At 36.3% G+C, this 14,599-nt stretch carries 12 protein-coding genes; 9 read left to right on the top strand and 3 right to left on the bottom strand.

All coding sequences use genetic code 11. The features are described from left to right. Positions 1–7: 7 nt before the first annotated feature. On the top strand, positions 8–3,871 hold the full coding sequence (locus tag K350_RS0108625) for a trifunctional MMPL family transporter/lysophospholipid acyltransferase/class I SAM-dependent methyltransferase (protein ID WP_028979565.1): 3,864 nt from the start codon (positions 8–10) through the stop codon (positions 3,869–3,871). 1 nt (position 3,872) lies between these two features. Further along, positions 3,873–5,387, top strand: a complete 1,515-nt coding sequence (locus tag K350_RS0108620; RefSeq protein WP_028979564.1) for a phytoene desaturase family protein — start codon at positions 3,873–3,875, stop codon at positions 5,385–5,387. Here K350_RS0108620 and K350_RS0108615 read toward each other — a convergent pair. Further along, complete coding sequence (locus K350_RS0108615) at positions 5,322–6,488, bottom strand: hypothetical protein (RefSeq protein WP_028979563.1); 1,167 nt, start codon at positions 6,486–6,488, stop codon at positions 5,322–5,324. The two genes, K350_RS0108620 and K350_RS0108615, sit on opposite strands and share 66 nt — an antisense overlap. 179 nt (positions 6,489–6,667) lie before the next feature. Beyond that, positions 6,668–7,927, bottom strand: coding sequence for a C4-dicarboxylate transporter DctA (gene dctA / locus K350_RS28005; RefSeq protein ID WP_051312991.1), 1,260 nt, complete (start codon positions 7,925–7,927; stop codon positions 6,668–6,670). 168 nt (positions 7,928–8,095) lie between these two features. Here dctA and K350_RS0108605 point away from each other — a divergent pair, with 168 nt between their 5' ends. The 4 genes from K350_RS0108605 (at position 8,096) to K350_RS0108590 (ending at position 10,862) form a co-directional block, all read left to right on the top strand. Then, positions 8,096–8,980, top strand: coding sequence for a diacylglycerol/lipid kinase family protein (locus K350_RS0108605; RefSeq protein WP_028979562.1), 885 nt, complete (start codon positions 8,096–8,098; stop codon positions 8,978–8,980). After that, on the top strand, positions 8,977–9,321 hold the full coding sequence (locus K350_RS0108600) for a translation initiation factor (RefSeq protein ID WP_028979561.1): 345 nt from the start codon (positions 8,977–8,979) through the stop codon (positions 9,319–9,321). Before K350_RS0108605 ends, K350_RS0108600 begins: the two co-directional genes overlap by 4 nt. A gap of 193 nt (positions 9,322–9,514) precedes the next feature. Further along, positions 9,515–10,444, top strand: a complete 930-nt coding sequence (locus tag K350_RS0108595; RefSeq protein ID WP_028979560.1) for a universal stress protein — start codon at positions 9,515–9,517, stop codon at positions 10,442–10,444. A gap of 22 nt (positions 10,445–10,466) precedes the next feature. Next, complete coding sequence (locus tag K350_RS0108590; RefSeq protein ID WP_156026978.1) at positions 10,467–10,862, top strand: hypothetical protein; 396 nt, start codon at positions 10,467–10,469, stop codon at positions 10,860–10,862. 1 nt (position 10,863) lies between these two features. Here K350_RS0108590 and kdsB read toward each other — a convergent pair whose 3' ends face one another. Next, the gene (gene kdsB / locus K350_RS0108585; protein WP_028979558.1) at positions 10,864–11,598 is read right to left on the bottom strand and encodes a 3-deoxy-manno-octulosonate cytidylyltransferase; all 735 of its coding nucleotides are present in this window, start codon (positions 11,596–11,598) and stop codon (positions 10,864–10,866) included. 237 nt (positions 11,599–11,835) lie between these two features. On the opposite strand from kdsB, the gene K350_RS0108575 reads away from it, so the two are divergent. From K350_RS0108575 to K350_RS0108565, 3 genes are all read left to right on the top strand, one after another. Then, positions 11,836–12,648, top strand: coding sequence for a DUF4905 domain-containing protein (locus tag K350_RS0108575; RefSeq protein ID WP_028979556.1), 813 nt, complete (start codon positions 11,836–11,838; stop codon positions 12,646–12,648). Further along, positions 12,638–13,531, top strand: coding sequence for a LysM peptidoglycan-binding domain-containing protein (locus tag K350_RS0108570; RefSeq protein ID WP_028979555.1), 894 nt, complete (start codon positions 12,638–12,640; stop codon positions 13,529–13,531). The genes K350_RS0108575 and K350_RS0108570 overlap by 11 nt, the downstream gene beginning before the upstream one ends. 225 nt (positions 13,532–13,756) lie before the next feature. Further along, positions 13,757–14,530: a TIGR02757 family protein gene (locus tag K350_RS0108565; RefSeq protein WP_028979554.1), complete on the top strand. Its 774-nt coding sequence runs from the start codon at positions 13,757–13,759 to the stop codon at positions 14,528–14,530. The last annotated feature ends 69 nt before the right edge of the window (positions 14,531–14,599 follow it).

Genomic DNA, 14,599 nt, shown 5'->3' with positions numbered 1-14,599 from the left:
AATATTAATGTCTGATCTGTTTCTTAATCTTTATAATTTTTTTGAAAAACGTAGATGGCTGCTTGCAGTCATTATTTGTTCAGTTATTGCTGTAGCTGCATTCTTCGCTTCGGGCATCAAAATGGAAGAAGATATTTCCAAGATAATGCCTAAAGACGAGAAGATCACGAAGATGAACCTGATCTTCCAGAATTCTAAATTTACAGATAAGCTTATCTTCCATCTATACCTGAATGATACTACTGTAACTGATCCGGATAAACTAGTTGGGTTCTCTGAAAACCTCGCAGAAGTATTAAAGGGAAAATACCAGCCAGAATATATCAAAGACATCAACTATAAAGTGTCTGATGATATGATGGCTCAGGTTTATAATACCTTCTATGAAAATATTCCTTTGTTCCTGGATGAGAAGGATTATAAGGACATTAACCTGCTGACAGAAAGGCAACATCTGGACTCCACAATGGCAAGGAATTACAAGACTTTAATTTCCCCTGCCAGCATTGTGATGAAGCAGTTTATTGTCAAGGATCCTGTCGGAATTACTTTCATTGGCTTGAAAAAACTTCAAAATCTTCAATACGAAGATAACTATGAGTTATATAATGGTAGCATTGTAACTAAAGATAAAAAACATCTGGTGTTTTTTATTGACCCTGCTCATTCCGGAAATAAAACAGCAAAGAACTCTGAATTTCTAAAAGGTGTAGATGCCACTATCGATAGTTTACAAAAGATAGAGGGTGGAAAAGTAACAGCAGAATATTTCGGTGCAATGGCAATGTCGGTGGGCAATGCCGAAAGAATCAAGAATGATATTACCATTACAGTATCAATTGCTATCTCTATTCTTGTAGTATTCATCAGTTTGTTTTTCCGAAGGGCGGCAATTGTATTTCTGATATTCCTCCCAGTCGCTATTGGCGGACTAATTTCACTCGCAATTTTGACTTTCTTCCGACCAAATATTTCTGCTATAGCACTGGGCATGGGGTCGGTGTTGCTTGGTATAACAATAGATTACTCACTCCATATATTTACGCACTATAAGAGTACAGGCTCTCCGAAGGCAGTTATAAAGGATGTAACCACTCCGCTTTTGCTAAGTTGTTTGATCACTGCATCTTCTTTCTTCTGCCTGATGTTTGTAAAAAGTGAAGCTTTGCAGGACCTTGGTTTGTTCGCAGCAATAAGCTGTATCAATGCTGCTTTGATAGGCTTAATAGTGCTTCCTCATTTTCTTAAGAAAAAGAAAGTAGAAGAACATAAAACAGAAGATCACGGAAGTCTTTCTTTTGTTCATAAATATACTTCCTACGAGTTCGACAGAAATCCTTTTATCATAGGTGCAATTGCTATTGTTTCAATGGTGTGCGCATACACTTATAATTTAGTGGAGTTCGAAAGCGACATGTTGAAGATGAACTATGTATCGGATAAGCTTTTTGTTGCTCAGGAAAATCTGAATAAAATAAGTTCAGCCTCTTCTAAATCAGTGTACCTTGTCTCAAGCGGAAAAACATTGAATGAAGCCCTTGCCAGCAGTGAAAAGGTTGCAGTTCAGGTTGAAAAGCTGAAGGAAGAAGGTGTGGTCCGCAAGTATACATCCGTACGCAAAATGCTTATCAGTGATAGTTTGCAAAAGGAAAAGATCAAAAGATGGAATAATTACTGGACTGAAGAAAAGAAAGCTTTACTTAAAAAGAATCTCCTGGAATCTTCTGCCAAGTATAAATTCAAACCTGAGGCATTTGCAGGATTCTTTGAACTTCTGGATAAACAATATCAGCCAGTGACTATGGAAGATCTTGCAGATGTCAGAAAACTATTCTTCAATGATTTTATCACAGAAAGCAAAGATCTGACAACAGTTGTTACCTTGTTGAAAGTTGATGAGGAGGATAAAAAACAGGTCTATGCTGATATACATGAAAATGATAACCTCACTATAGTTGATAAGAAATATCTTACTGATAAGTTTATTGAAATCCTGAACAGTGATTTCAGCCTTCTGGAAGTATTATCCCTTGGGTTAGTATTATTCATACTTGTTGTTTCCTATGGAAGAATAGAGCTTGGGTTAATAGCATTTGTACCTATGTGCCTGAGCTGGTTGTGGACACTTGGGCTAATGGGAATGCTTGGTATTAAGTTTAATATTGTCAATATCATCATCTCAACGTTTATTCTCGGTCTCGGTATAGATTACAGTATTTTCATCATGTCGGGGCTCCTTCAGGAGTACAGACTGGGGCTGAATAATCTAGCTTCGTATAAAACCTCCATATTCCTTTCAGCATTTACCTCTATTGTGGGTATAGGTGTGTTAGTATTTGCTCAACACCCGGCACTGCAATCCATTGCATTCTTATCGATAGTTGGAATGTTCTCGGTAATCATTATTTCCTACACTGTTCAGCCTTTACTGTTCAGACTTCTGATCACCAATCGAACCAGAAAAGGATTTGACCCATATACTGCAGAAGGCTTGTTTTTTACTTTTGTTGCCTACACTTATTTCCTTTTAGGATGTTTAGTGTTAAATGTAGTTGGTCCTATTGTATTGTATGTCCTTCCGGTTAAAGCGAGCAAGAGGAAACTTATACTGCATTACCTGCTGATGTATTTCAGCAAGTCCATGATTTATATTATGGGAAATGTCAGGAAGAAAATTATCAATGAAACTGGGGAGGATTTTAAGAAACCTGCGGTAATCATCGCTAATCATCAGTCATTCCTGGATATTCTTGTTACTATTATGCTTTATCCCAAGATGGTAATGGTAACAAATGAGTGGGTCTGGAACTCTCCATTCTTTGGAAGAGTTATCAGATCAGCTGATTTCTACCTTGCAACATCAGATCATGAAGCAGGTTTGGAGAAGTTGCAAGCATTGGTTGATGAAGGTTATTCAATTATAATTTTCCCTGAGGGAACAAGAGCAGCAGACAAGAAAGTTGCCCGATTCCACAAGGGTGCTTTTCTTATGGCAGAACGCTTAAAGCTTGATATTATTCCACTTCTTTTACATGGCACAGGTGATACCATTGCGAAAGGTGACCTACTCCTGAAGAATGGAAGGATTACAATGAAGTTACTTCCAAGAATATCCCCAGAGGACAAGACATATGGTGAGACATACTCTGAAAGAGCAAAATTGATCGGAAGATATTTCAGAGGTGAATACGAGAAACTAAGAGATTCAGAGGAGACAGTAAATTATTACAAGAATAGATTAATCAAAAATTATATCTATAAAGGACCTGTTCTTGAATGGTATCTCAGAGTGAAATTAAGGCTTGAAAATAACTACGAGTTTTTCAATACAATTGTGCCAAAGAAAGCTGTAATCACAGACTTGGGATGTGGCTATGGTTTTCTATGTAATATGCTAGGTTTCCTTTCTGATGAAAGAAAAATAGTTGGAGTTGATTATGACTCGGAGAAGATAGAGGTAGCAGAGAACGGATTCGCAAAACCTGCAAGTGTTAGATTTGAAGCAGCGGATATTACGAAGTATGATATTCAGAATTCAGATGTGATTCTACTGAATGATGTAATGCATTATCTTCCTGAAGTAGTACAAACGGAGTTGTTAGATAAATGCTTTGATAAGTTAAATCCAGGAGGAATGTTGATCTTGAGAGATGGAGATTCAGATTATCAGGAGAGACATAAAGGAACTAAGTTAACTGAGTTCTTCTCTACACGTTTTGTCAAGTTTAACAAAACGGAAAATCCACTTTCGTATCTTTCCGGTAAAGCTATCGTAAAACAGGCAAAAGACAAGGGACTTGATGTTGAGATTGTAGACAATACAAAACTGACCTCAAATAGAATTTTTATCATAAAAAAAGTAATTTTTTAGAATGCCACAATTTGATTATGTAATTATTGGTAGTGGTCTGGGGGGCTTATTATGTGCATACACACTTACCAAAGAAGGTAACTCTGTTTGTGTTCTTGAAAAGAACAGACAAATAGGAGGTAACCTTCAGATATTCGTGAGGGACAAAGCGATATTTGACACTGGTATTCATTATATAGGAGGCTTGGATGAAGGACAAAATCTGAATCAATACTTCAGATATTTTGGTCTTATGGATAAGCTAAAGCTCAAGAAACTGGATGAAGAGAGCTTTGACATCGTTTCATTTGATAATGATGAAAAGGAATATTCCTATGCAATGGGATATGAAAAGTTTAGTGAAAAACTTATTGAACAATTTCCAACTGAGAAAGAAGCTATTCATAAATATTGTGCAAAGCTTAAAGAAATAAGTAATTTCTCTCCTCTTTATAATTTAAGGTACAGCGAACAAAGTTTCTTTAATACGGAATATCTGTCTGTAAATGCAAAGGAGTATATTGAATCTATTACTTCAAATACATTACTTCAGAATGTGCTTGCGGGCACCAATCCTTTGTATGCTGGCATTGGAGAAAAGACCCCCCTTTATGTACACGGCCTGATTATCAATAGTTATATTGAAAGTGCTTATAAGTGCATTGGAGGAGGAGCTCAGATCGCAACTATTTTAACAAAATCAATAAAGGAAATGGGTGGTGAAATCCGGAATTATTCGGAGGTTACTAAATTCTGTTTCAAAGGTGATGAGATTGAATCTGTAGAATTGTCTAATGGCGAAAGGGTTGAGGGAAAGAGATTTATATCAAATATCCATCCAAGCAATACTCTTGACATGGTAGAACCTGGAAAAATTAGGAAAGCATACTCTACCAGGATTCACAGCCTTGAAAATACCAGTTCAGTATTTATTCTTAACATAGTCTTAAAACCTAAAACTTTAAAGTACAGAAATAGCAATATTTATCATTATAAAAATGAGGATGTATGGAATACTCTGAATTATAATGAGGACAACTGGCCTTTAGGTTATGCTTTATTTTTTCCTGTAAGTCAAAAAGATGAAGAGTATGCGGAAAGCCTGACTGTAATGGCTTATATGAAATATGAAGATGTGGCACCCTGGGAATTTTCTTTTCATACCATACCTCACCATAGGACAAACAGAGGAGAAGGTTATGAGGACTTTAAAATAAGAAAGGCCGAAAAGCTGATTGATGAAATGGAAAAAAGAATTCCTGGACTAAGGGGCAAAATCAAATCCTATAATACTTCTACTCCTTTGACTTACAGAGATTATATAGGCACAAAAGATGGAAGCATGTACGGAGTCATGAAGGATTACAATGATCCCATCAGAACTTTTATACCTCCAAGAACGAAAATTCCTAACCTATTCTTTACAGGTCAGAATATAAGCTTGCATGGTGTATTAGGGGTTACAATCAGCTCAGTTACCACCTGTTCGGAATTTTTTGGTATGGAATATCTGATTAATAAAATTAGACAGACTTAATTCTGTCATTGCAGGAGAGGCAGGACTGGTTACAAATATTTTCTCATCGGAAATAAGAAACTTGCAATCAGGTTTTTTTTTCATAGAATAATTATTCTGGCATTTTTTTGCCTTCAGGTAACAGCAAGTCTCGTTGTCTGCTGGCAATCCGTGAAGAATTTGATCATAGAAATGCTTAACGGAGGGTGCGAGATTTAAGAGCTCTATATCAATAAAAAAGCTGTGTTTGTGGCCTGCAACATTGTCAAGACGAACATAAGTAGCATTCTCAGCAAGTGGCCTCCTGTGTTTTTTCCCCAGATAACTCTTGAATGTCAGAAAATAGGCACCGGTGAGGATGATATCACGTCTGTTTGAAATGATATAGATGTTGTTCTGAAATGCAATATCTTCAACCCATTGTGAATGCTTTCTTTGTTTGACAGCAGGTGCATTCATCACTATGTTTTCAAAAACAATTGAGGAGTCCTGAAGACCTTTAGAATTTCTGATCAATACATTTCCGAGGCTATGTAAAAGCAAGGTATAGTGGCCATTGGTATTATGTAATGCACGATAGGTTTTTACTTCGTTGATCATTTTGCCAAATGAAGTAACTGCATTGTTGACGTTGATTATGGAAGTATGAAAATTTCTCCAGAATGGCAACTCCTCATCTTTAGTTGGATAATCAAAAGCTACAAAGTTGATCCCATACAGAATACTCATGCGCAGGCCTCCTTCAAGCACGTCAGGAAATGATTTGCCATCTCCATGAACATAAAATAAAAAGTCTTTATTTGAAGGCATTTCTAAAGCAGCTTCTTCAAATGAGTTTTTAATTTCGAGATTCCAGGATTTGTTTTTTAGTCTTGCAACTACATAATGCATGTGACACGGTTCTTCCTGATCTTTACTAAATAACTGTATTTTATCGGAAGAAAACTTTCTTGTAGTAATGATGATAACTACTGTATCCGTTTTGTTTTTTTCTATATCATTAATTTTAATTCTTTCCCAGGGAATGTAAGTGTAGCCAGGTTCTTTCACCTGCGCTTTCGCAACATTTCCAAAGATGAATGAAAAGATAAGCAAAAACAGATAAGCCAGTTGTTTTAACATAAATTCAATATCTCCCCGGATTCTTACTTATATTAAAGTAAGTCCATAGATGAGATAATTGTTTTTATGTAATGTTTATGCCTTTGTTGTTCAGATTGTTATGGATATTCGAGAGATTAAATTTTACTTATTACTAGTATTTTAATTAAATATTATGTGATGCAATAAGGGAAAACGGTTTATTTGAGATTTTCAGAATATTCATCTGGGTTAAACTCTTTTTCCCACTTAGCGACAACCAATGTAGCTACGGTATTTCCTATTAGATTGGTGATAGCCCTTGCTTCGGACATAAATCGATCTACACCTAAAAGGAGGGCAATACCGGCTACAGGCAGTTTATTGATAGATGAAAGTGTTGCAGCAAGGACAATAAAACCTCCACCGGTTACGGCAGCAGCACCTTTGGAAGTAAGCATAAGAATGCCAAGCAATGCCAGTTCATCCCAGAGGCTTATCTTGGTATTGGTTGCATAGGCAATAAACATGGTAGCCATAGTCAGGTAAATAGAAGTACCATCAAGATTAAAAGTATAGCCTGCCGGTATTACTAATCCGGTAATGGATTGGGAACAACCTGCCTTTTCCATTTTTTTCATTAATCCAGGCAATGCAGGTTCAGAGGAGCTGGTCCCCAGAACAAGAAAAATTTCCTCTTTTATATATTTTAAAATTCTAAAAATAGAAAAGCCTGCAAGCTTACTTATTATTCCCAGGATTATAAAGACAAAAAAGAAACAGGTCAGATATACGGAAGCCATTAGCTCTCCCAGGGATAATAGGCTTTCAATGCCATATTTACCAATAGTAAAAGCCATAGCACCGAAAGCGCCTATCGGCGCAGCTTTCAGAATAATTGAAACAATACGGAAGAAGAAGCTATTGAAATAATCTATCCCCTTTACAAGGGGCTCTCTGAAAGTACCCATCCTCGATATAGCAAATCCGGAAAGTATGCCCAGAAACAATACCTGTAATATCTTCCCTTCAGCAAATGCCCCGAAAAAAGAATCAGGGATAATGTCCAACAGAAAGGTAATGGTATCAAATTTTTTGGCTGATTCAGTATAACCTTCAATGCCTGATATGTCAAGAGTGGCCAGGTTGACATTCATTCCTTTACCGGGCTTAAGAAGTTTTGCTACAATAAGTCCGATAACAAGAGCCAGGGTACTCATAACTTCAAAGTATATAAACGCCTTAAGACCTATCCTTCCTATACTTTTATTTTCCTTCACATTAGCAATACCTGCCGCAACAGTGGTGAAAATAACCCCTGGAACAACCATTTTAATCAGTTTGATAAAAGCATCTCCGAGAGGTTTTAGCTGTGCTCCGGTTGAAGGAAAAAAATATCCTATAAAAACGCCTGCAGCAATAGCGATCAGAACATAAAAGTAAAGTGTATGGTAAAACTTCTTGGAAGAAACAGTCTCCATTTGTATCCAAATTTAATAGTAGCCCAAATAAAAAATAAAATTAAGCAATTATACTATTATAAAAATTCAGCTCTCCAATATCCTTGAAAATAAGAATATATATGTGAAGTGAGGAATATGTCGTATTTTCGAGAAACAGATTAGTTGGTTTGAAAAGGGTAAAACTAGATGAAACAAAAACCAGAGAGATTTTTCTTTATCATTAATCCTATTGCGGGAGTAAGAAGTAAGGAAGATATTCCACAAAATATAAAAGACATTTTTAACGGCTCAGGAAGGTATTATGAAATAGCCTTTACCAAGTGCAAGGGGCATGCAACCGAGTTGGCTCAGGAAGCTTTAACAAAAAACTTTGATGCGGTTGTGGCTGTGGGTGGTGATGGCACAATCAACGAAGTCGCCACGGGTCTTATAGGGCAAACACCTGCTCTTGGTATTATTCCTCTTGGTTCAGGAAATGGTCTTGCAAGACATTTACAGGTACCTATACATATTCAAAAATCTATCAAATACCTGCTCGATGCCACTCCAATTTCCATAGATCACTGCAGGTTAAATGATTTACCTTTTTTTTGCACAGCAGGAGTAGGCTTTGATGCCCTCATAGGAAAAGTCTTTGCTGAACAGAAAACCAGGGGTTTTTCTACCTATCTAAAAACAGTCATTGCAGAGTATCAAAGCTATAAATGTGAATCGTATAAAATTACGCTTGATGGAAAAGAAATAGAAATGAAAGCTTTTCTGTTAAGTTTTGCCAACGCTTCACAATATGGTAACAATGTATTTATTGCCCCCCAGGCAAGTCTGCAGGACGGATATATTGATGTCTGTATGATGCATCCTTTTCCGCTGAGATCTCTTTTGAACCTAGGCTTTAAATTATTCACCAAAAGAGTAAATAAATTTCACTATCTGGATATAATCAAAGCCAAGAATATTGAAATAGAAAGAAAGTCATCTGGCCCGGTACATCTTGATGGAGAGCCGGTGAATATGGAAGCCAGATTAAAAATATCTATAGTTCCTAACAGCTTAAGAGTTTTGTCAGTATGAAAAAAAGTAAAAAGAACAGAGACGGAGTAGTATTTTCCACCAACCCCGAGTTTGAATATCAATACAATCAGGAAGGAGAAGAGGTTACAACTTTACCTCCTCAGCAGCAGGATCTCAGAGTGCAGCTTGACAGAAAAGGCGGTGGAAAAGTTGTTACGGCAATAACTCAATTTGTCGGTAAAGTTGAAGATCTTGAAGCATTGGGGAAAGAGTTAAAGCAGAAATGCGGAGTGGGAGGAAGTGTGAAAGATGGTGAGATATTGATTCAAGGAGATTTCAGAGATAAAGTAATGGCCCACCTTCAAAGCAAAGGTTATAAAGTAAAAAAAATCGGCGGTTAAACTTATAAGTTAGATTAAGCAAATTTTTAAAAAAGCTGAGACTGAAATGCCTCAGCTTTTTTTATTTTAGTATTTTTTGTTTTCTGAATTTTTTGAAAAGTCTGAATGGGTTGATTCTCATGATGATTTGTAGGATGGTTCCAACAATTTGAATTTTAAAACTGTTGCATTTAAAGACATAAGGAACTGATTAATGGAAAGAATACTGGTGCCCGTGGATTTTTCTGTTTACTCACAAAAAGCTCTTGAAGCAGCAGCATACATTGCTTTGCAAAAGAACTGTGAAGTGAAGCTGCTCCATGTAGTGCAGCAGGTTTATGTACCAAAGGTGGGTTCCTTCGGTGATCCATTATTCGAAGATGAGTTGCAGATGGATTATCAGGCAAGGATAATGGAAGTAAAGCAAAGACTGTTAAAAGGATTTGTAGACCGTCTAAAGTCAAAAGGTGTAAAATGTAGTGGTGACATTGTACAAGGAAAAGTTTCTAAAGAAGTCCTCCTGCACGCAGCTGAAGAAGATATCGATTTGATAATCGTCGGCAAAAAGGGAGAAAGTGACTTTGAAGAAGTCTTATTCGGATCCACAACTTTAAAGTTAATCAGAAAGTCTAACATTCCTCTACTGATATTGAAGAATACGGAGGCTGCATTCAAAATCAAAACCATTGTTTTTGCATCGGATTTTGCAGAGCCTGTTTATAAAATAATCACGAGGGTTAAAAGCATGGCACAGGCTTTTGGTGCAGACCTGCATTTTCTTAAGGTCAATACGCCATCAGGAAATATTCCCGAAGCAAAGATCCAGAAGACACTAGATGAAATCAGAGATGATTTTAAGCTGGAGAACAATCCTGTTCATTTAGTAACAGATAAAACAGAGGAAGAGGGTATTTTACATTTTACCAAACAAGTACAAGCTGATGTACTCTGTCTTGTCAGTCATGAAAAGAAAGGACTGGAGAGGTTTTTCAGTGATAGTATTTCAGAAAATATTGTAAAGGAATCTGATTGTGCAATAGTAACATATAAACTCAGAAAAGATATGTCTGCCGGAAAGGCGGCAGTTAAACAAGAAAGAAAACTTAGTATAAAAGACAGACAGCGAAATAAAGAAGAGTTGTGAGTTTGATAAAGTGATGAAAGAGATGAAAAAGATCAACATAGTTACTTCTGTTATAGGATTTGCCTTTATTGGCGGAATTTATCTTTCGGGATGTGAAGAAAAGAAAACAGAAGCAGGACACGGTGATTCAGCAACTTCGATGTATTCTCAACAGGAAAATCAGCAAAAGAAAGAAACTTCAAAAGCTGAAATGGAAGAAGAAAAAGAGAAGTTAGAAAATAAAATAGAAGGCTTGGAGAAAAAGGCTGATGAAAAAGCAGGCAAAGGCTCCAAAGTAGTTAAACAGAAATTTACAGCATTAAAGAAGCAAGTGAAGGACTATAATTTCGATTCTACAAAGGTAGATGCAGAAGAAGGATGGACTCGCTTTAAGCTTAGAATAGAAACGGCTGTAGATAGCCTTGAAAAAAAGATCTGATTTAAATCAGATCTTTTATTTTTTCCAGGTCCGAAGGAACATCAATCCCCACGCTCTCATAAGTTGTAATCTCTACCTTTATTTTGAATCCGTTTTCCAGCCATCTCAATTGTTCCAGAGATTCTGATTTTTCCAAACTGCCAGTATCAAGAGAAGTAATCGCTTTAAGAATATCTGAGCGATAAGCATAGATACCTATATGCTTGTAAAATTCTGCTTTCGACAACCATTGGTCCTGTTCAGCTCCTCTTATATATGGGATGGTCTGACGGCTGAAGTAAATAGCTTCTTTATTTTTATTAAAAATGACCTTTGGGGTATTCGGATTAAATAGAGTTTCCTGGTCCTCAATCTTTTTAACCAATGTGGCCAGCTCTGTTTCTTTTTTAAGTGCGGAAGCCAGAAGATCAATCTGTTCAGGATGAATGAATGGCTCATCCCCCTGAATATTAATAACAAAATCAAATTTACCTGATGTTTTCTCCAATGCTTCAAAACATCTGTCTGTGCCACTTGGATGTTCTTCCCTTGTCATGACTACATTTCCTCCAAAACTTTTGACATGGTCAAATATTTCATTGTTGTCTGTGGCAACAACAACCTGGGAAAGTAGTCTGGCTTTTCCTGCCTGTTCATAAACCCTTCTGATCATTGATTTGCCCCCAATTTCTACCAAAGGCTTGGCAGGAAATCTTGTGGAGGCATACCTTGCAGGAATTATACCTATTATATTCATTCTTTATTTTAGAGTTACGAAATCAGTTATGTTTTTTGATTATGTATTCAGTTTCTCTCACCACGCGAAATAGACCTCATCATAAATCCTTCTCTGAAGATGAAGTATTTCAATATTTGCATGAAAACCGTATAATGCTTCAAGTTTCATCTTCACTTTCAACTTTTCACTTTCAGCTTCTTTTCCTTTGTAAACCTTACCAAATGTTTATTTTTGCAGAAAAAATACAAATAAAGCTTGTCGACACAAAATCTAACTTCCTTTTCTTTTGATGGTTTGATCTGGAAAGTAATTCCTGATGAAGTAAATCATTTGCTTATAGTGGAATATAGAAATTCTGATAAGCATCTTGCTGATTTTAGTGCCATAGATTTGAAGAAGAAAAAAATCAGATGGCAGGGAATAAAAAAGGATGAACCCTGGTGGATTGGGCTGGAGGCTATTAAAGACGGCTACATCTATCTTCATGGTTTTAAAGACATACAGAATCCGGAGCACAAAGGAATTATTGCTGTAGCATCAGATTCAGGTAAGGTAATGTGGGAAGAAAAGGTATTAAGTTTTGGTGGTGTATTTTCAGAAGGTATTCTTGCTTTGCAAAATGAAGAGGAAGAAAATAAGGTCTACTTTTTGCTTGATCTCAAAACCGGAAAGCAAAAGAAAGAATATTCTGATGTAGAAGTTTTAAAAAAACTTAATCAGGTCTTTCGGGAAAAGCAAAAAAGTAGCATTCAGAATGCGCTACATTTTACTCAGGAAAGCGAATATTTTCCCAAACTATCTGAATATGTGCAGGAAGTGACGGGCGAAAAAGCCTCATTGGCCTTTGACTATGCTGAGTATAAAAATTTTATAATTATTTCTTATTATATTTACTCAGATAATAAACTTCAAAATCTCCTGTTAATAGCCAATGAAGAGGGAGAGGTGCTTTTGAAAGAAATCCTGGACAAAAGTCCAAAGGGAGTGGGGATGGATACTTTCTTTTTGCTGGAGAATACTGTAATCTTTGTTAAAGAAAAAAAGGAACTGATAATTTATGAATTATAAAGCTGTATCTCTGTTGAAGTATTTTTTGATCCTGATTTTGTTTATCTCTTTTTCTAATGTGTTTGCAGGTATACAGGATTCTATTGGTGTAGAGAAAAAGGATTCCAAGGTGTTTGTGCTTCATAAGGCAGATCCGAAAGAAACTTTATATTCTATTTCCAGAAAATATAAAGTAACTGTAGATGAACTGAATAAAAATAATCCTGAGTTGTCAGCTGGCTTAAAGGTAGGTCAGATTTTGCGTATTCCATATAAAGGATCGGTTGTGGCAGTTTCCAATGCAGCGGAAACGTCGACATCAGCTTCGTCAGGTAGTGCTCCAGGCAGCCACACAGTTGAACCAAAAGAAACACTTTATTCTCTTTCCAGAAAATACAATGTCTCTGTTGAAGAGATAAAAAAAGCAAATCCAGGTCTTGCAGATTTAAAGGTTGGCCAGACGATAAACATACCTGGAAAGTCAGGTGCAGCAAGCACTACAATTGCATCTAAAGAAGCTTCAAGATCTGAAGTGAAAAAAGAAGAACCTAAAACTGCTAATTCAACCCAGAAAGCAGTAACCAAAAATAATAAGAGTCAGGAGCAAGTATTTGTACCACCTACAGATAATTTTAATAAGGTTACTGAAAGTGGTTTTGCTGAAGTGATTGAAGGGAATAGTGATTCCCCAAAGTATCTTGCCTTGCATAAAACTGCGCCGATAGGCACCATTATTCAGGTGAAAAATGAGGCAAATGGACAGAAATTGTTTGTAAGAGTCATTGGTAAGCTTCAGAATGGAAATGTTGAAGATAAAGTAATTATCAAAATTTCTCAAAAAGCTTACGAACGTTTGTCAGGAGTAGACAAAAAGATTCCTGTTCAGATATCCTACATACCATAAAGTTTTAAGTTGAAAGTTTTAAGTTAAAAGTTTGTCTAGGCTTAAGCCATTACAAACTTTTGTTTCACATATCAGGATGAACACAAGGTTTCATGTAGATCCCTCCAGAAATTCGTTCATATAAAAAAATCTAAATGACTAATTATTGTCCACGACTGTTCCCTTCTCCTTCAGGAGAAGGGCTAGGGATGAGGTTCTTTTAAGCTTTAAGAAAATATTATTTAGGTGAAATTTGAAGCCCTCCGGGATTTTCTCGAAGAAAAATACCAACAATACAATCAGCCCGGGTTTATAGAAAATGACCCGGTTTGTATCCCGCATCTTTTTTCTAAAAAACAGGATATAGAGATTATGGGTCTTTGGGCTTCAGTATTAGCCTGGGGACAAAGAGCTACGATTATCAATAAGTGCAGAGAATTAATCGTAATGATGGATCAGGCTCCATATGATTTTATAAGGAATCATAAGCCACGTGATTTAAAGGTATTTATGCAGTTTAAGCACAGAACTTTTAATGCGACAGATACACTTTATTTTATAGAGTTTTTTAAAACTTTTTATGAAAAGCATGTATCATTGGAGGAAGCATTTCTCCAGGGACATTCAAAGAATGCAATTAATGTAGAAGGGGCTTTGTCTGGTTTTCATAATATGTTTTTCAGTCTGGAAGATTATCCTGAAAGAACGAAAAAGCATATTTCAACTCCTGCCCGGAACAGTGCTTGCAAAAGGTTAAATATGTATTTGCGCTGGATGGTAAGGAATGACAAAAAAGGAGTGGATTTTGGGATCTGGAAAAATATTAAGCCTGGGCAGTTGGTTTGTCCTTGCGATGTACATGTGGACAGGGTAGGGAGAAAGTTAGGCCTTATAAATCGAAAACAAACTGATTGGCAGACAGCAGTAGAGTTAACTGAAAATTTAAAAAAGTTTGATCCCAAGGATCCGGTAAAATATGATTTCGCACTTTTCGGTATGGGAGTAGAGGAAAAGTTTTAAAGCGATATTTTTGTGTTTTTTTGATGTAGTTAAGGGAAAGTAATAATAGAAGGTATATTGCAGAACTCT

The sequence above is a fragment of the Sporocytophaga myxococcoides DSM 11118 genome, from assembly GCF_000426725.1.
Classification (GTDB): Bacteria; Bacteroidota; Bacteroidia; order Cytophagales; family Cytophagaceae; genus Sporocytophaga; species Sporocytophaga myxococcoides.
Note: the sequence above shows the minus strand (reverse complement) of the source record. Positions and strands in the feature narration are given on the sequence as shown.